The sequence below is a fragment of the Actinoalloteichus sp. AHMU CJ021 genome (assembly GCF_002895405.1).
Taxonomy (GTDB): Bacteria; Actinomycetota; Actinomycetes; order Mycobacteriales; family Pseudonocardiaceae; genus Actinoalloteichus_B; species Actinoalloteichus_B caeruleus.
Genome location: NZ_CP025990.1, coordinates 5,563,426 through 5,581,001 on the forward strand (window position 1 = coordinate 5,563,426; position 17,576 = coordinate 5,581,001).

A 17,576-nucleotide genomic window follows, 5' to 3' on the forward strand; every position below is an offset into this window, starting at 1 on the left:
CACCGTTACCCGCCCCGTCCCGGCACGCTCCGCGTCGGTACTCCCCGCCGCCCGCCCCACCGGGAAGGAGCCTCGCGCATGAACCCGTCGCCGTCCGAGGACACCGGGCCCCGCGCCCTGGGCGTGGCCGAACTGGTCCGGCTCGCCGAACTCCACCAGGAGGAGGCGTGCCGCCTCCTGGCCCAGGTCCGGGAACTCGTGCGGTGCCGCGACGCCATCGACGGCCCCCACCGCGCCGGACCCGAGCGGGTCCGCTGGGCACGGCTGACCGACCGCGAACGGGAGGTGGCGGATCTACTCGTCCGGGGAATGCCCAACCGCACGATCGCCCAGGTGTTGGGCATCTCGGAACGCACCGTGAAGAACCACCTCTACGTGATCTACCACAAGCTGGGCGTCACCGGGCGGACCCAGGCCGTGATCGTGCTCCTCGGGGGGCCACCCGGCTGACCGCGTCGCTCGGTGGGGCGGACGTCCGAGCGGCCCCCGTGACCCCTACCTGGGCTGGGGCGACCAGCGGCGGATCGCGTCCAGCGTCGTCTCCGGGGAGGTGTTGAAGCAGAACCTGACCCCAGGAACGAGGTCGATCAGCAGGTTCAGGATCCGTTCGAAGAGCACGGTCTGCTCGGGATCCAACCGCACGCCCCCACCGATCACCACCAGGTCGAAGTGGCGCCCCGCCACCTCCTCGCGGATCCGCCGCTCGGCCTCCTCCGGGTCAGCGCTGACCAGGCAGGTGGTGTTGTCGATGCCCTCCCGTCTCAGCGCTTCCTGCCCCGACGCGATCCTGGCCGCCAGGGCCTCGTGGTCGAGGTCCGGGTGCCCCGACAGGTCCACCGCGTCGGGTCGCAGCCCGACCGTCAACACCACCGGTTCCCGCTCCGCCTGCCCACCATTCGTCATGCGGCACCACCCTCCGTCGTCCTGTTCTCCACTGTGAACCTATCCGGCGGTGCCCGACCACCGGGTCGCGGAACATCGCCCCGCCGCCGGAGACGTTGTCCCGCACCCTCTCCGGGCGCGGCCGGTGCACCGTCCTCACCCCAACGGTCCAGTCGATCCCGGCCAACCGGACCACCCAGCTCCCGCCACCCCGCGCGATCAGCGGAATACCCGGCCGAGGCGGATCGTTGTCCCTCCCCATGAGACTTGAGGTCGTCCTGCCCGACGAGTCACCGACCATGCCCGCGCGGCGGATCGCGGAACTGGCACGTGCCGCCGAGGACCTCGACTACGACACCGCCTGGCTCCCCGACCACATCCTGCCGCCCGACGAGTACGGGGCCGTCTTCGGCGGCGTGTACGAGCCGTTGGTGACGATCGGCCACCTCAGCGCCGCCACCCGACGGCTCCGGCTGGGCACCTCGGTCCTCGTCGTGCCACTGCGGGACCCGTTCGTGCTGGCCAAACAGGTCGCGACACTGCACCACCTCTCGGAGGGACGGTTCGTCCTCGGCGTCGGCGTGGGGTGGAACGAGCAGGAGTTCCAGGCCGTCGGCGCCGAGTACCCCCGGCGGGGAGCGATCACCGACGACACCCTGGACCTGCTCCGGCACCTCCTCGCCGGCGGCGCCGCGCCCTACCGGGGACGGCGGTACTCCTTCGACGTCGGCGTCTTCGAACCGGTGCCGGCGGGTCCCGTCCCACTGATGGTGGGCGGCAACAGCGACGCCGCCCTGCGCCGGGCCGCGCGCCACGGGGACAGCTGGCAGGGCCTGCCCACCTCGCCGCCGGTGTTCGCCGAGCGTGCCTCCGCCCTCGCGGCCCTCGCCGGCGACCGCCACGTCACGCCCACCCTGCGGATCGGGTGGGACGGTGGCGGGCCCGTCGAGCGGACGGTCGACGACCTGCTCGCCTACCGGGAAGCCGGAGCGGAGGCGGTCGCCGTCCACTTCGGAGACCATGAGGGATTCGCCCAGCGGATGGAGGAACTGCGCCGCGCCCTGGACACCCTCTGACGCCCGGAGCGGGCGCCGACGTGCCAGCGGCGCCCGCCCGGTCAGCCGCGCCTCCCGTTCCTCAGCCACGGGTCCCCCGGCATCGCATCGAGGACTGAAGCTGGTCGTCCGGAAACCGGTTCGCCCCTCGCGCCGCGGCGACCGCCCCGGCGCGCGTACCCGGCGTGGCAGCGCACCACCCACCACCCGCTCGGCGCACCCGCCGCCCCGGTGCCCACTCACTCGGCCCGCGCGCCAGCGGCGTGGTCGCCGGGAGTCGTGGACCGGGCTGGCCGGAGGAAGCGGAGTGCCAGCGCACCCCCGACCACCAGGAGGACCGCGCTCACCGTGGCCGCCAGGCGCATCCCGTCAGCGAAGGCCATCCGCGCCGCGTCGAGCAGCGACGTGCCGACCTCCGGGGGAAGGTCCTGGGCGAGCGCCACCGCGTTGCCCACCGTCCGCGACGCCTCCTGGAGGTGCTCGACGGCCACACCGCCCGAGGCGTCGGACAACACGCGGGACGAGTACGTCGCCGAGGCCACCGTCCCGATGAACGCCATCCCGCCGGCCAGGCCGAACTCCGCGCCGCTCTCCGCGACACCGGCGGCCATGCCGGCCCGCCCGCGAGGCGCCGAACCAACGATCAGATCGGTCATCAGCGCGAGGGTTGGCGTGACACCGACGTAGAGGACGGTGAAACCCAGCACCGTCGAGCCAAGGTCCAGGTGGTGTGAGGTCACGGCCAGGGCTGTCGCCCCAACCGCCGCCGCGAACAGGCCAGTCGCCACGACCGGCGCCGCTGAGGAGTGGCGGACCAGCCTCGGCGCGAGCAACGTCGCGCCGATTCCCAGCAGCACCGACGGCAACGTCCACAGCCCGGCCTCGAAGGGGGAGAGGCCGAGGACCGACTGGAGGTACTGCATGACGAGCAACTGACTTCCCGCCATCGCGGCCACCGCGAGCAGTTGGGCGACGAACCCCGCGCTGAACGGCGCACGGCGGAACAGCCGCAGGTCCAGCAACGGGTCCCGCGTCCTCAGCTGACGCCACCCGAACAGGCAACCCAGGACCAGGCCCGCCGCGATCCATCCCAGCGGCTCCCAGCCGCCCCGGCTGGCCAGTTCCTTGACGCCGTAGACGAACGACAGCACCGAGGCCAGCAGCGCCGTCGCGGAAGCCAGGTCGAAGCGCCCCGGCAACCGTTCCGCACTCTCCGGGAGCACGAAAGGGCCGACGACCAGCAGCAGCACCATCACCGGAACGCCAACGAGGAAGACCGCGCCCCACCAGAGGAATTCCAGGACGAGCCCGCCCACGAGCGGACCCACCGCCTCACCCGAGGTGAAAGCCGTCATCCACACCGCCACCGCGAAGGTGCGCCTCGCCGGAGTCCGGAACACGTCGGTCAGGACGGCCAGCGTCGACGGCATCAGGGTGGCACCCGCGACCCCCAGCAGGGCCCGTGCGGCGATGAGCAGCTCGGCGCTGGATGAGAAAGCCGCCAACACCGAGACCACCGCGAAGGCCGCGGCACCGACCATCAGCAGCCGCCGTCGGCCGATCCTGTCGCCCAGCGCGCCCATCACCAGCAGGAAGCCGGCCACCACGAAGCCGTAGACATCGAGTATCCAGAGCAGCTGCGTGCCGGTGGGGTCCAGGTCCGCGCTGAGGGCCGGTACCGCCAGGTGCAGCACGGTGATGTCCATCGCCAGCACCAGGGTCGGTAGGGACAGGACGGCCAACGCCGCCCATTCCCGCCGCCCCAGTCCGCGCGTGCCCGTTCCGTCCACCGCTCTCCTCCATCACTCGCCGGGGCCCGGTCCGCGCCACCCGCCCGGACCGCCATCCGATGCCCCAACCGGAGCACGCGAGGACGGTAGAGTCTGACGTGGACGTGAGAGTCAAGGAGGACGAGCGACCGTGAGGATCGGTGAGTTGTCACGCCGTGCGGGTGTGAGCGTGCGCGCGCTGCGCTACTACGAGGAACAGGGACTCCTGCGCCCACGACGCCGGCCCAGCGGCTACCGCGAGTTCGGCGACGGCGACGTCGCGCTCGTCGCGCGGATCCAGGCACTGATCTCCGCCGGGTTGAACACCCAGCACATCGCCGAGGTCCTGCACTGCTTCGACGAGGGCGGCGCGGGAAGCGTCCCCACTCCGACCTGTGCCGAGATGGTCGAGGAACTCGCCGAGGCACGTGCCCGCATGCGAAACCGCATCGAGGACCTCAGCACGTCGGTGGAACTCCTGACCGCCATCATCGACGCGGCCCCCGAGGAGCACCAGGATTCACCGGCCGCCATCGGCGCATGAAGCGTCTCCCCGGAGGACCGGCACCGACGGGCCCAGCCGTCGCCCGTCACCCGACTCCAGCCCACGCCGCCACTCCCGGTTGGGCGCCTGTCCCCAGGACCACTCCACCGGCGGTCCCTCCCCGGGAGAGCGGGTCGCCCGCTGGCGCCGCCGCTGGTCGTACCACTGGTCGCGCAGCGGCCAGGGGGAGAACGGACCGAGCTCGCACCCCCAACCCCCCGACCCGGACCAGCCTCGACACGGACGTCGACTCCCGTCGCCAGCCCGATCCGTCGCTGCCCAACCCAACCGCGCACGGGGTCACGCCTCCCGGTCATCGTCCTGACCTGCTGGCGGAACGGGCCCGCTCCAGAGAACGGCCGAGGACGTCAGGGCGGAGGCACCGGTGGTCACAGCGGCCGAGGTCCAGGTCGCGGCGGTCCCGTCGCGGCTGACGGGCACCGAGCACGGGCGGCCGACCCCGGGGCGACGACTCCGCTCCGCAGCGGTCAGCCGCGCCGCCAGCAGGCCGTTGCCCACCCCCTGTGGCGTGACCTGCGCGGCGGGAAGCGGCACGAGGTCAGCACGACGGGTAGGTCTCAGCGTGCCACCGGAACACCCACGCCGGGTCTCCCGTCAGGCGACCACGCGGTCCCGCGGCTGAGCCCCGAGACGCCACGGCCCTCCCCGGTCCGCGCGAGCCCGCCCCGGCGGGAAGGCCATTCGCCCGCCGGACCGTCCGGATCAGACGGTCGACTCCTCCCGGCTGGCGGGCGTCTCCCCGGCTCGGGCGGTGCAGGTGCGCACCCACAGCTCCCACCCGTTCAGGGCCTGGGAGCAGTTCCACCCCGTCCACCGCCCCGCCTGGGCACCGCTGCTGCCCGCCCAGTCGCAGAAGCTCTTGCTGCTGTGCCCCTCGCTCTGCTTCCAGTAGGGGGTGCAGCTCGCCACCTCGACGACCGACGCCGGGGAACAGACGTCCGCCGGGATCGTGGCCGCCGAGACGGCGGGAGCAACGGACACCACGGCGCCGCCCACGGCGGCGGCCAGCAGAAGTCCCCGGACGGTCGCGCGCATTCGGGTGGTTCCCTTCGTCAGCGGTGCTACTCCTCCAGACCCTGCCCGGGCGGGCCACGCCCGGGAACCGCCGAACGGCCACCTCCCGGGGCCGCCTTCGGCGGAGCCGACCGGACACCGGGGGGACGCGGGCCCACCGCCGTGTGAACGCCGAGCCACCGACGGCGCGCCTCCGAGATCCCGGCGCCCCGCCTCCTCGAATCCACCCAGGTCATCGAGACGTTCGGATGACAGGAACGGCGAGGCCTGGCAGCGTGCCGGGTATGACCGGATTCTCCGCGCGCCTGTGGAACGAGACCGCCGCCCTGCAACGGGAGATGACGCTGCTCCCGTTCAACGTCGAACTCGCCGAGGGCACCCTCTCCCGGGACCGTTTCCACTTCTACCTCGCCCAGGACGCCCGGTACCTGGTGGGGTTCGGACGGGCACTGGCCGCCGCCGCGGCCCGCGCACCGGACGTCGACGACGTCGCCTTCCTCGCCGGAGCCGCCCGGGAGGCCATCGAGGTGGAACGCGCACTCCACGCCGGCTACTTCGCCCGCTACGGGCTGGGCCAGGACGACCTGGACCGCATCGAGACCTCCCCGACGTGCCTCGCCTACACCTCGTACCTGGCCGCGCTGGCCACCACCGGCTCGTTCGGTGAACTGGTGGCCGGCCTGCTGCCCTGCTTCTGGGTCTACCACGAGGTCGGCACCGACATCGTCCGCCGCCAGCGCACCGGGCCGCCCCGGATCACCGACCACCCCTACCAGGCGTGGATCGACACCTACGCGGACGAGGAGTTCGGGCGGGCCGTCGCCCGCTGCCGGCAGGCCGTGGACCGCGCGGCCGCGTCGGCCGGCGCCGCCGAACGGGCCGCCATGACGAGGGCCTTCACCCGCGCCTCCGAGTACGAGTGGCTGTTCTGGGACAGCGCCTACCGGTGCGAGCAGTGGCCCACCCGGCGGTTCCTCCCCACCCCGGGTGAGCGGTGAGCATCGCGCCCGGTGCTGGTCGCCCCCTGCCCGGACCGAGTCCGCAGTGGAGCCGGCGGTCTCCCCACCGTCAGCGGTCCCGCCGGTGATTTCCGACGGGACCAGCCACCCGGAGCGGCCACGCACCGGAACCCGACGCCCACCGCCCGGCGCCGCCCACGCGGGAAGGCCCACCCGTCGCAGCCCTTCCACGGCGCGAGACGGTTACCGTGCTCCTCACGAAGATCCATTCCGGGAGGAGCGGGCGATGACAGCACGGTTCGACGGGAACGTCGTGGTGGTCACGGGAGCCGGCCAGGGCATCGGCGCGGCCATCGCGCGGTCCTTCGCCGAACAGGGCGCGACCGTCGTCGTCACCGACATCCGGGCCGACACCGCCACCACCACCGCCATCGAGATCAACGCCGCCACCGGGGCCACCGTCCTGGCCCGACCGCTGGACGTCACCCGCTCCGCCGAGGTCGCCGCCCTCGCCGACCAGGTCGTCGCCGAACACGGCCGGGTCGACGTCCTGGTCAACAACGCCGGCATCGTCCTGGGCGCCGCCAGCTTCGACTACGACGACGACACCTGGAACCGCACCCTCGCCGTGAACCTCTCCGGACCGTTCTATACGGCCAGGGAGTTCGGCCGGCGAATGCGTGGCAGGGGAGGGGCGATCGTCAACGTGTCCTCGGTGGCGGCGCTCCGCGCCCCCCGAGCCGACCCGCACATCGGCTACGACGCCACCAAGGCCGGTGTCATCGCGCTGACCCGCTCGCTCGCCGCCGAATGGGCACCGGAGGGCATCCGGGTCAACGCGGTCGCCCCCGGCTACACCAACACCGACATCCTCAAGGCCGTCGGCAGCGAGAACCCCGAGGTGGTGGCCGGCTGGCGGAGCCACATCCCACAGGGACGGCTGGCCGAACCGGTCGAGATCGCCCAGGCGGTCCGTTTCCTCGCCTCCACCGAGGCCAGCGCGGTCACCGGACACGTCCTCGTCGCCGACGGCGGCTACAGCACCTGGTGAGGCACCCCCCGCCGCGTCCCGTGCCCACCCCCCCCGCCGCGTCCCGTGCCCACCCCCCCGGGCGGGCACGACGTCAGGGGCGGTCCTCCCACCAACCAGGACCGGTCGACGGGTGACCGCGCTCCGGGCGCACGGTCCACCGACACCCTCGACGTGATCCACGGGAACGCCGACCCCTCCGGCTCACCGACGGCGGCACACGGGACAGGCGGAGGCGGGCCGCGGCGACACCGGGCCCGGGAGACCGGGGGACGTGACCTCGCCCGGTCGCGCTACCAGGCATCCACGAGGCGAACCCGCCAGGAAGGACACCTCCTCCCGACACCGGCGCCCCACACCCCGTCGCGCGACCCAGGTCGCCAGCCGGAGGGACGGCACCTCCTCCACCCACCGCCTCGGTACGGCGACGCCGAGCACAACCCCACCGCGCCCCCACCCGCGAACCGCCGGCGCCGGCGGCCGGCGCGGGAACGCGCGGGATCCCTGACCGGCGGATCAGCGGGTCGTGCCGGCTGGGGGAGTGAAGGTGCGGCGGTAGGCCAGCGGACTGACGCCGATGGCCGCGTTCAGGTGCGCGCGCAACGACGCGGCACTCCCCAGACCGGCCTCGGCGGCGACCCGGTCCACCGGAAGGCTCGTCGTCTCCAACAACTGCCGCGCATGCGAGACCCGCTGCTGGATCAACCAGGCCCCCGGCGGAAGCCCGGTCTCCGCCCGGAACCGGCGGCTGAAGGTGCGCACGCTCATCGAGGCGTGTTCGGCCAGCGCGGCCACGTCCAGCGGGTCCGCGAGGCGGCGCGACGCCCACTCCTGGGTGGCCGCCGTGCTGCCCTCCCCGGTCTCCGGCAACGGGCGTTCGATGAACTGCGACTGCCCGCCCTCCCGCCAGGGCGGGACGACGCAGGAGCGCGCGGCCAGGTTGCTCACGGCCGTGCCGTGGTCGGAACGAACGACGTGCAGGCACAGATCCACGCCCGCCCCCAACCCCGCTGAGGTCAGCACGTCCCCGTCGTCGACGAAGAGCACGTCCTCGTCCAGCTCCACCCGGGGGTGGAGCCGGCGGAAGGCGTCGACGTGCGCCCAGTGCGTGGCGGCGCGCCGCCCGTCGAGCAGACCCGCCGCGGCCAACACGAAAGCGCCCGTGCAGATCGACATGATCCTGGCACCAGGAGGAATCCGTGCCAGCGCCTCGGCGATCTCGGGAGTGAGGACCCCGTCCACCCTCGGCCCCCTCGCCCGCGTACCCGGGACGATCACCGTCTGGGCGTCCTCCAACGCTTCGGGACCGTGGTCCAGCACCGCCGTGTACCCCGACTCCACCCGGACCGGTCGGCGATCCACCCCGCAGACCCGCACGTCGTACAGGTCCCGCTCGCCGCGCTTCGCCGCGCCGAAGATCTGCGGCGGGATCGACAGGTCGTACCCGACCACCTCGTCGATCGCCAACACCACCACCCGGTGCGGTTCCCCATGCCGTTCCCGCGACCCCGGATCACCACGCATGGCCGAATCCTGACACATGTCGTCCTTCCCGCCACTCGCAGGCGACCGCCCGGCACGCGAGGCTGTACCGGTGCACGCGACCGCTGATCCAGCACCCCGGCTCCTCACCGCCCTACGCCTTCGCGTCCCTCCCGACCAGTACGTCGCGCCGGGATCCTCCGTCGCGCTCGTCAGCGCCGCCGCGCCCCGACCACCACCGATGTCCTCATCGCACCGCCACCCGAGAAGCCCGCCCCGTCTTCGAGGAACCAGCCGTGGGACGGTCCTCGCCCGGACCGGAGCGGCGTCGAAGTCGGGTGAGGAGCCCCGCTCCTGACGAGCCGGTTCCCGGTGGGGGCCGGCGGAACGGGACGGACGGGAACCAGCGGCGTCGTCGGATGCCACCCGAAGGAGGAGATCGACGGTGACAGTTCCGGAGGCCCAGGACAGCGCGACGGCGCCGTTACCGGGGGAAGCGGACCGCCACCAGGTGCACCGGCGCACGCTCCGGGCCGTGGTCGCCAGCCAGGTCCTCGGCGGCGCCGGGCTGGCAGCGGGTGTCACCGTCGGAGCACTGCTGGCCGAGGAGATGCTGGGCTCGGACCGGCTGGCCGGTCTGCCGGCCGCGTTGTTCACCCTTGGGTCCGCACTGGCCGCCTTCCTGGTCGGGCGGTGCGTCCAGCGGTGGGGCCGCCGCGTCGGCGCGGGCCTCGGGTTCGCCGCCGGCGGGCTCGGCGCGGCCGGGGTGGTCGTCGCCTCGGCCACCGGCTCCGTTCCACTGCTGTTCGTGTCCCTGTTCGTCTACGGCTCCGGCACCGCGACCAACCTCCAGGCCCGGTACGCCGGCACCGACCTCGCGCCCCCGTCCCGCCGGGGAGCGGCGATCAGCGTGGCGATGGTGTCCACCACGCTCGGCGCGGTCGCCGGCCCGAACCTCGTCGACCCGCTCGGACGGTTCGCGACGACCCTGGGGCTTCCCGGGCTGGCCGGGCCGTTCCTCCTCGCCGCCGTCGCCTACCCGGTGGCCGGGCTCGTCCTGTTCGTCCTGCTGCGCCCGGACCCGTACCTGCTCGCCCGCGCCCTCCACGAGGCCGAACGCGCGCGGGACGACACGAGGTCGCCAGGGGTGCCGAAACCACGGGTGGGCGCTTACGTGGGGGCGGCCGTCATGGTCCTCACCCAGATCGCCATGGTCGCGATCATGACGATGACCCCGGTGCACATGCGCGCCCACCACCACGACCTCTCCGCCGTGGGGCTCGTCATCGGCCTGCACGTGGGGGCGATGTACCTGCCTTCACTGGTCACCGGAATGCTGGTCGACAGGGTGGGCAGAACCCGGATGGCGGCCGCCTCGGGAGTGACCCTCCTGGCCGCCGGAGTGGTCGCCGCGCTCGCCCCAGGGGACTCGCTCGGCCCGCTGATCCTCGCACTGGTCCTGCTCGGGCTAGGGTGGAACTTCGGGCTGATCTCGGGCACCGCGCTGGTCGTCGACGCGACCGTCCCGGAGAACCGGCCGCGAACCCAGGGGAGCATTGACGTGCTCGTCTCCCTCGCCGGAGCGGGCGGCGGCGCGATGTCCGGTGTGGTGATGGCGACCGGCGGCTACGAAGTCCTCTCCCTCGCCGGCGGCCTCCTCGCCCTCCTGCTGGTGCCCGTCCTGCTCTGGGCGGCCAGAAGGGACCGGGAAGTGACGTCCTGATCGACCACGTGGACCCCGTGTTGGGGAGTGGGGGAGGGCGCCCGAGCCCTGAGCCCGACCAGCGAACAGGTTTCGTCCGCACGCGAGCTTCGCTGGCGGCGCACGCTCAGGCCGGAGCCCGTCGGACGCCCCGCACTCCCGGAAGCCGGCGGAGCCCGGCTCACCCCCGCTCGCGCGGGGCAGACCCCTGCGCGGCCGCCGTGTGCCATGCCACCGCCGGCTCACCCCCGCTCGCGCGGGGCAGACCGGATGTCCGCGACGGCGGCCTCGCGGGATGTCGGCTCACCCCCGCTCGCGCGGGGCAGACGTCAGTTCCTCTTACGGGAGGTCCTCCCGAATCGGCTCACCCCCGCTCGCGCGGGGCAGACTGCGTCATCCTCGGCAGGTCAGTAGCGAACCGCGGCTCACCCCCGCTCGCGCGGGGCAGACGCGGCGCGCGTGCGTATGCGTATCAACGGCACCGGCTCACCCCCGCTCGCGCGGGGCAGACCGGCCGATATCGCGGAATTGGCACACCAGTGCCGGCTCACCCCCGCTCGCGCGGGGCAGACCGGCCGATATCGCGGAATTGGCACACCAGTGCCGGCTCACCCCCGCTCGCGCGGGGCAGACCGGCCGATATCGCGGAATTGGCACACCAGTGCCGGCTCACCCCCGCTCGCGCGGGGCAGACCGCTCATGAGGGATCGCGGGACCGAGGTCGGCGGCTCACCCCCGCTCGCGCGGGGCAGACCCTTCCCGACCTGCACTGATGTTAGCGCGTGACCATTTTGTGATTTTCTGTTGGTGTGGCTCCGCGAAGTCGTACGAACGGGGTAGGTCCCGCTGCTCGCCCCAGCGCAGGACGACCAGCTTCGTCGCGGCTCAGCAGGCCAACCGCGATGCGTTTGCGCGCCTGCGTCACGTTCCCCTCGGCCAGGGAGCCGACACGCTTCTCCTCGTCGGTCATGGGCGTTCTCATCCGTGGCCCGGTCGGTGTCCGTCGCCCGGGCCAGCGGGGCGGCTCCGTCGGTCCGAGGCGCGCCGTCGCAGCACCGGGATGGCGGCGATCTTCTCGGCGGGAAGCCGCTCCCACATCAGGCCCGCCGGGCGTCGCCTCGGGCCGCATTCGATCACCTGCTCGGGGGTGACGATCAGGTCCACGCTGAAGTCGTGGTCCGACTCGGGAAGGTCCTCGTCGACGACCTGGAGGGCATGCACGGTGGTCGCGATCACGGTTTCGGGGCCGATCCGCCCCGCTTCCCGCAGCAGCGCCACCTCCAGGTCCGAATAACCTGCTCCCTTGCCCAGGTGGACCCCACGCCGGTTCACCGCGACACTGCCGCAGACCACCAGGTCGACGGGCCGGACCTCGTCCACGTCCACCGTGGGGGCGAGGGCGATGGCACGGTGGCTGTCGGCTGCCTGTTCTGGGGGCACCTCGAGTTGTGCGGGGTCGAGCAGGCAGAAGGGGCGTTCCCGCGCCAGCTTCGGAACAGCCATGTACACGAGCTTGCCGTCCCGGAGAGCGCGAGCGCGCACGGCACGCTGGGCCTTGTCGGGCACGGTCTTGATGACGTGGGCGGACTTCCACACGGGCAGTTCCGCGAGGCGGTCGGCGGCGGCCCCAGCGGAGATGAAGTTCGGGATCCGGCCGTGCACGTCGGGGTCGTGCACGGCCGCGGCCGCCGCCAGGCGGTCCCACACGTGGGCACGTGCCTTGTCCTTCAGGTCCTCCAGCGGGTCAGCCATTCACTCTGCTCCTCATCCGAAGGTCACCTTCGGGCTCGATCGGCGACTACGGCCGGGCTCGTTTGGACGGTGGTCGTCGGTCCCTCAACTCGAGCCCTTGGGGGAGGCGTCTTCAGCATCATGCGGTGAGTTGTCCAGTGTGGTTTTTCGGGCTGGTAAGGTGTGTGACCACAGACTAGGTGGCGATCCATTTTCCGTGGTAGTAGCATAATCAATGCCCGGCCGGGTGTGGCTATACGGTCCACGTCCCTGTCTTCACCTCGTGGGAGTTCGATTGCACCGGATCGAAAGCGTAGTGCGTGTCGAGTATTTCGGATTCATGCTCATGGACAGCAGTTGCGATCTGGGGACTACGTTCCACCGGGAACCCGACACGGTGCCGCCCATCATGGAAGTCTGCGAGAGGGGAATTTATTTCAGAAGTCCGGCAAATTACCACGAGCCAAGGGTGGTTGTTGACATAGTCGGGGCTCCGCTGGGCGCAAACCGCATAGGCCTGACGCCGGGTTCGTGGGGGGTGTTCGAATCCCCATCGGGTTGCGTGATACTCACCTGTATCATGCCATCCCCAACAGATATCTCCTTCCGTTTGCCCTGGCGTGGGAAAACCGTCTATCGGGCACTTCATTCCAACCCTTTGTCCCTTACTGAAGAGACGGTTACCAAGGCGAACGAACGCACGGAGGTTTTCGGAATTACATTGTGGCCAGCCCGGGGAGCGTAACCGGGTTCGTGATGAGTCCTGGGTTTTCTCAGTGGTACTCGCCCGTGTAGCGAGCCATCGGCGCGGCACGACCGTCTCACTGTTCGTTGTCCAAACCGCGCATGGTCGGGCGACGGACGCAGGAGCGCGAGTACGGCGGCGTGGTAGATCGCCTGGATGGTGGGGATGGTGTTCAGGCGGATTCGTTCGTCGGTGCCGTGTAGGCCGACGTAGTCGACGCCGAAGCCCGCGGTGGCGGGGATGTTCAGGCCGGCGAGGTAGTTGCCGGGGCCGCAGGAGGTCGATGGTGCGCAGCAGGGCGTTGGCCAGGACGCTGTTCGGCGAGATCAACAGCGATGAGGTCCCGTTGCGGCTGAACGAGTTCACGCTCCTCGGCTCGGTTTGGGCAGGCGCAGGTTGGCGCAGATGAAGTCCAATCTGGCGGTGGCGGAGTCGGGGGCGACGAACACCGGTTCGTAGCCGGCGTCGTAGTAGCCCTGCACGATCAGCGCGTGGACGCGGCGGATCTCGCGGTCCTTGGCCCAGACAATGTCGTCGGGGTCCTCGAAGGTGTCCAGCGGATCGAGCACGAAGATCGCGTCGTAGCGGTAACGCCGGGTCGCCTCCTCCAACTCGGTGGTGGGCTTGAGTCCGAAGAAGCCTTCCCAGCCGTAGCCGTCGGGGATGCCGCGGTTGTAGAACCTGGTTCCCCGGGTGTGCGCGGTGTACTCGGCGCATTTCTTTGTGGCGCGGCTGGTCGCCCTGGACGAGTCGGTCCGGAGCTGCCCGGAGTTCAGCGACCTGTCGCGCGGCGGGTATGACCTTGACTGGGTTGACCTTCGGGGAGCTGATCTCGCGTCGATCGACTTGGAACCGACCGCGTTGAAGGAGTTCATCCTGGCCAACCGGGACGCCCTGCTGATCGAGGCGGGGGTAGCCGCCTGAACCTCGAATCGGCGAAAGGCCGTAGCCGACTCACCGCCGGGCAGGTCGTGAACGCACCTCGCGTGGCCGCTGCGTGCAGACGGCTCAGTCCGCGCTGTGACCGCACCGAAGCGGTGGTGCGTCGGCTGCTTCTGCGTTGAGCTCGATCTCCCCCGTTGGGAGTCTCTCGTCTTACTCACCTGGTGCCAGGCGAGCTAGGAGGGTAGCTGAGCGCGGAGGTGTTCGGTCTGTTCGGCAAGTGCGGCGTGAAGGTGCTGGAGGGTGTCGATCCTGGTTCGCAGGATCTTCAGGCGTTGTTCGTAGACCTCGAGCGCCGGCGCGCAGGGGGTCGCGTCGAGGCTGGGCGAGCGAACACAGGAGCCGAACTGCTTGATGTCATCGATGGAGAGCCCGGCGTTGAGCAGACGGCGGATGTTGTTGACCACAGGCACGACGTCGGGGGCGTAGCGGCGGTAACCGTTGTGTTCACGGTCGGAGACGATCAGCCCGCGTTGCTCGTAGTAGCGCAGGGAGCGGGTGCTGGTGGCCGTGCGGCGCGCGAGCTCGCCGATACGTAGCCAGTCGCGCTGGTCGACAGCTGAAACCATGCGCTCCATTCTGCTCGGTCACGGACAGCCTCGTCGCCGCGATCACGATGCTCCGTGGGCTCGCATGGCGGCCGGGCTTGGGATCGGGTCGAGGACGACGACCGGGATCCGCCGGCGGGCGGTCTTCTCGAAGTCGGCGAATGCGGGGACGAGGCGAGCCTGCTCGACCCAGATGTCCTCGCGCTCCTCCCCCTGGACCACACGGGCGATGGCCCCCGTGACGTCGGAGCCGACCTCGACGACTACCTCGGGGTTCCGCACGATGTTGTGGTACCAGGCTGGTGGTCGCGGGCTCCCGCCGAAGGTAGCGAAGACAGCGAACGCGTCGCGCACCGCCTGGTACATCAGCGGGCTCGTGCGTCGACGGCCGGTCACCGCACCGATGTGGTTGACGAGGATGATCGGGACGCTCTGCCTCGGATCGAAGCTGGGCAGCGGAGGTGGGATCGGACGTCCCTCAGCCAGGTCTTTCTCGGTGCTCCACCGCACGAAGCCGGCGTTCGATCGGAACTCCGACACGATTCGGCGGTTCCAGTCCTGGATGTCGTCGGGCATGACGGCACGTTAGAACCCTGACATCAGCGACAAGGTCAAGCCACCCGCCACACTGACCTTCGGTCGAGGCTCAACTGGCTGCCGGCGGTAACGCGAACGCCGGTGCAACGGGTTCCGGGACCAGGTCCAACGCGAGTGCGGTTGACGACCTGCCGTTTCGCCACTGGCGCTTCGTCGTCGGGTGCCCGTGGGCAACCGCACGAGGACGGTCCGGGCGCACGGTTCCGACTCCTCGCCCTCGCCCGTCCGGGAGGCCGCCGTGGCCGGTGAGGTGCCCCGCCGAATCGGTCACGGTCATGGGAGGACGGACGGTTGGTTCACCGTCCGCCTGATCGCATCCGGCGCCCGCCGCGCCAGCACCGCCCGGGCGGCGTTCGGGCAGGTGCCCGGCCACCTGTTCCCGCCCGCTGCCGGGCTGGTCGATGCGTACGCCGACCAGCCGGTCCACACCAAGCACGACGACGGCACCCGCCCCGGGGCGTGCGGACATCAGTGGAGTGCCGCGACGTCGCCGCGTCCCCCTGGGCAGGAGCGCACAACCCCGCCTACAGCCAGTCGTGTTCGCGGGCGTAGCGGGCCGCGTCGTGCCGGGTGTTCGTGTGCGTCTTCTGGATGGCGCTGGAGAGGTAGTTGCGGACCGTCCCGGGCGCCAGGTGCAGGATCTTCGCCATGTCCTTGACCGAGTAGCCGTCACCCGCGACCCGCAGCACGTCCCGTTCCCGCTCGGTCAGTGGGCAGTCGTCGATGAGGGCCTGCGCGGAGATGTTCGCGTCGACGTACCGACCGCCGGCGGCGACCTCCGCGACGGCGGAGGCGATGAGTGACGCCTCGGAGTCCTTCCCGAGGAAGCCGCGCACCCCCAACCGCAGGGCGCTCCGAAGGGTCCCCGGCCGGGCGTACCGGGTCAGCATGAGCACGGCCTGCCCCGGTGCCTGGTTGAGGATGCGTTCCGCCGCGTGCAGCCCGTCCAGCTCGGGCATCTCCAGGTCGAGGACCGCCACGTCGGGTCGCAGCCGTTCGAAGGCGGCGACGGCCTCGGTCCCCGTCCCCGCCTCGGCGACGACGTCGATGTCGCCCTCCAAGGGCAGCAGGGTGGCCAGGGCGGAGCGGATCAGCCGTTCGTCGTCGGCCAGGAGCACGGTGATCGTCATCGTGCCTCCGTCGGGAAGGTGACCGTCAGGGTGTGGACGCCGCCGTCGCGGTCGGCGGTCAGGGTGCCGCCGACCGCGCGAACGCGGTCGGCGAGGGTGGCCAGGCCCCGCAGGGGAGCGGCGTCCTTGATGTCGGCACCGTCGTTGCGCACGCTGAGGGTGTCGGCGCTCGAGGTGATCGTCACCTCGCCGGGCCTGGCGTGGCGCAGGACGTTCGTCGTCGCCTCCCGCAGGGCGAGGGCGAAGTGCGCCTCGTGCGGGCCGGGGTCGTCCTCGGTCCGGTCCACCCGTGTCGTGATGCCCGCCGCGCGGAAGAGTTCGACGGCGTTGGACAGCTCGGTGGAGAAGACGAGCGCGTGGGTGGAGTTGGCGAGTTGCCGTGCCTGCCCGATCGTGTCCGCCACGAGGCGTTGGATCACCTCAAGCTCCTGACGAGTGCGTTCCGGATCCGTGTGCTGGAGTTTGGCCGCCACGGCGGCCTTGAGCTTGATGACGTGCAAGGTGTGGCCCTGGATGTCGTGCAGGTCCGCGGCGAAGCGGTTGCGCTCCCGCAGGATCGACAGCTCGCGTTCGTGGTCCTTCTCGCGTTCCAGCAGGTCGAACAGCCGGTCCTGGGTGTGCGACTCGACGAGGGCCACGATCCACACCGACCCGGTGATCGACATCATGACCACCAGTTGGTAGACGCCGCCGGAGTTCCCGCTGAGCAGGGCCGTCGCCCAGGTCAGGGCCGCGATCCCGAGGCACGCGAGCAGGGTGAGAACGAGCCGGTCGCGGGGCCGGTGGGCGATCCACACCCCGGCGGTGATCGCGAGGCCGGTGGAGCCCGTGAAATTGGAGTAGGTCAGCGAGGTGACCACCAGGGCGAGGACTCCGAGGAGTCCCGACCCGGCCAGGAGCAGCGGGTTCGGGGGGCGGTCCCAGCCTCGGAACAGCAGCGCCGTCGACAGGGCCAGGCTGGGGATCGCGACGAGCGCGGTCCACCACACCGTGGTCGTCACCAGTCCGGCCCCCGCCATCACCACGATCGAGATGACGAAGGACCGAATCTCCCGCTGTCGTATCGTCTGCCGCGCCGCCACCGACGCCTCGGGGGCGGGGGCCGTGTCCTTCCCGCCGTGCGGCGACGGGTCCCTCCTCGTCACTCCGGTGATCCTTCCCGAGGAGCCTGTTCCCCGCTGTTCGTCCGCCTCGCCCCGTTGGCTGGCGGCGGTCCGGCTCCCGACAGGTGACCACGTCGACCAGTGTGCGCGACGGCCGGGCCTGGTGCGCTGGGGACGGCGGGCGGCCGCCGACAAGGTGCTGGGCGACCTCGACCACACCGCCGTCCAGGAACCGACCCGGGACGGCCCGGCGTTCCCTCCACCCCGCCAGGACAGCGCACCCAGGTGTCGTCCCACCAGTGACACCGCGTCATGTCGGAGA

At 71.4% G+C, this 17,576-nt stretch carries 16 protein-coding genes and 1 CRISPR repeat array; of the genes, 6 read left to right on the forward strand and 10 right to left on the reverse strand.

What is annotated here, in order from left to right; all coding sequences use genetic code 11:
- Nucleotides 1-78: 78 nt before the first annotated feature.
- The gene (locus C1701_RS23480) at nucleotides 79-450 is read left to right on the forward strand and encodes a helix-turn-helix domain-containing protein (protein ID WP_103056624.1); all 372 of its coding nucleotides are present in this window, start codon (nucleotides 79-81) and stop codon (nucleotides 448-450) included.
- A 45-nt stretch (nucleotides 451-495) separates the two neighbouring features.
- Here C1701_RS23480 and C1701_RS23485 read toward each other — a convergent pair whose 3' ends face one another.
- Entirely contained in the window at nucleotides 496-903 is a 408-nt protein-coding gene (locus C1701_RS23485) for a hypothetical protein (RefSeq protein WP_051314381.1), read from the reverse strand.
- A gap of 239 nt (nucleotides 904-1,142) precedes the next feature.
- Here C1701_RS23485 and C1701_RS23490 point away from each other — a divergent pair, with 239 nt between their 5' ends.
- Nucleotides 1,143-1,958, forward strand: a complete 816-nt coding sequence (locus C1701_RS23490) for a TIGR03619 family F420-dependent LLM class oxidoreductase (RefSeq protein WP_026420596.1) — start codon at nucleotides 1,143-1,145, stop codon at nucleotides 1,956-1,958.
- Between the two features lie 218 nt (nucleotides 1,959-2,176).
- Here the strand turns inward: C1701_RS23490 and C1701_RS23495 are convergent, their stop codons facing one another.
- Nucleotides 2,177-3,727, reverse strand: coding sequence for an MFS transporter (locus C1701_RS23495; protein WP_337661908.1), 1,551 nt, complete (start codon nucleotides 3,725-3,727; stop codon nucleotides 2,177-2,179).
- Nucleotides 3,728-3,857: 130 nt separating this feature from the next.
- On the opposite strand from C1701_RS23495, the gene C1701_RS23500 reads away from it, so the two are divergent.
- Nucleotides 3,858-4,250 (forward strand): MerR family transcriptional regulator, encoded by a 393-nt coding sequence (locus C1701_RS23500; protein ID WP_103056625.1) that lies wholly within the window; start codon nucleotides 3,858-3,860, stop codon nucleotides 4,248-4,250.
- Between the two features lie 723 nt (nucleotides 4,251-4,973).
- Here C1701_RS23500 and C1701_RS23510 read toward each other — a convergent pair.
- Entirely contained in the window at nucleotides 4,974-5,306 is a 333-nt protein-coding gene (locus tag C1701_RS23510; protein ID WP_030106203.1) for a hypothetical protein, read from the reverse strand.
- Nucleotides 5,307-5,569: 263 nt separating this feature from the next.
- On the opposite strand from C1701_RS23510, the gene tenA reads away from it, so the two are divergent.
- Together tenA and C1701_RS23520 are read left to right on the forward strand one after the other, a co-directional pair.
- Entirely contained in the window at nucleotides 5,570-6,283 is a 714-nt protein-coding gene (gene tenA / locus C1701_RS23515) for a thiaminase II (RefSeq protein ID WP_103056626.1), read from the forward strand.
- A gap of 247 nt (nucleotides 6,284-6,530) precedes the next feature.
- Nucleotides 6,531-7,295 (forward strand): SDR family NAD(P)-dependent oxidoreductase, encoded by a 765-nt coding sequence (locus C1701_RS23520; RefSeq protein ID WP_103056627.1) that lies wholly within the window; start codon nucleotides 6,531-6,533, stop codon nucleotides 7,293-7,295.
- A gap of 495 nt (nucleotides 7,296-7,790) precedes the next feature.
- On the opposite strand, the gene C1701_RS23525 is transcribed toward C1701_RS23520, so the two are convergent.
- Nucleotides 7,791-8,798 carry a GlxA family transcriptional regulator gene (locus C1701_RS23525; RefSeq protein ID WP_026420590.1) on the reverse strand — a complete coding sequence of 336 codons (1,008 nt, stop codon included), beginning with the start codon at nucleotides 8,796-8,798 and terminating at the stop codon, nucleotides 7,791-7,793.
- A gap of 403 nt (nucleotides 8,799-9,201) precedes the next feature.
- On the opposite strand from C1701_RS23525, the gene C1701_RS23530 reads away from it, so the two are divergent.
- Nucleotides 9,202-10,479 (forward strand): MFS transporter, encoded by a 1,278-nt coding sequence (locus C1701_RS23530; protein WP_030106208.1) that lies wholly within the window; start codon nucleotides 9,202-9,204, stop codon nucleotides 10,477-10,479.
- A 156-nt stretch (nucleotides 10,480-10,635) separates the two neighbouring features.
- Nucleotides 10,636-11,212: a CRISPR direct-repeat array (repeat unit 29 nt; unit sequence CGGCTCACCCCCGCTCGCGCGGGGCAGAC).
- Nucleotides 11,213-11,436: 224 nt separating this feature from the next.
- Here C1701_RS23530 and C1701_RS23535 read toward each other — a convergent pair.
- From C1701_RS23535 to C1701_RS23565, 6 genes are all read right to left on the reverse strand, one after another.
- Nucleotides 11,437-12,210, reverse strand: a complete 774-nt coding sequence (locus tag C1701_RS23535) for a 5-formyltetrahydrofolate cyclo-ligase (RefSeq protein WP_103056628.1) — start codon at nucleotides 12,208-12,210, stop codon at nucleotides 11,437-11,439.
- 1,086 nt (nucleotides 12,211-13,296) lie between these two features.
- The gene (locus C1701_RS23545) at nucleotides 13,297-13,809 is read right to left on the reverse strand and encodes an AAA family ATPase (RefSeq protein ID WP_081893579.1); all 513 of its coding nucleotides are present in this window, start codon (nucleotides 13,807-13,809) and stop codon (nucleotides 13,297-13,299) included.
- A 243-nt stretch (nucleotides 13,810-14,052) separates the two neighbouring features.
- On the reverse strand, nucleotides 14,053-14,445 hold the full coding sequence (locus C1701_RS23550; protein ID WP_035293198.1) for a MerR family transcriptional regulator: 393 nt from the start codon (nucleotides 14,443-14,445) through the stop codon (nucleotides 14,053-14,055).
- Nucleotides 14,446-14,487: 42 nt separating this feature from the next.
- Nucleotides 14,488-15,000: a nitroreductase/quinone reductase family protein gene (locus tag C1701_RS23555; RefSeq protein ID WP_026420587.1), complete on the reverse strand. Its 513-nt coding sequence runs from the start codon at nucleotides 14,998-15,000 to the stop codon at nucleotides 14,488-14,490.
- Nucleotides 15,001-15,545: 545 nt separating this feature from the next.
- Nucleotides 15,546-16,151: a response regulator transcription factor gene (locus tag C1701_RS23560; protein ID WP_103056629.1), complete on the reverse strand. Its 606-nt coding sequence runs from the start codon at nucleotides 16,149-16,151 to the stop codon at nucleotides 15,546-15,548.
- On the reverse strand, nucleotides 16,148-17,296 hold the full coding sequence (locus tag C1701_RS23565; RefSeq protein ID WP_051713204.1) for a sensor histidine kinase: 1,149 nt from the start codon (nucleotides 17,294-17,296) through the stop codon (nucleotides 16,148-16,150). The genes C1701_RS23560 and C1701_RS23565 overlap by 4 nt, the downstream gene beginning before the upstream one ends.
- Nucleotides 17,297-17,576 lie beyond the last annotated feature (280 nt).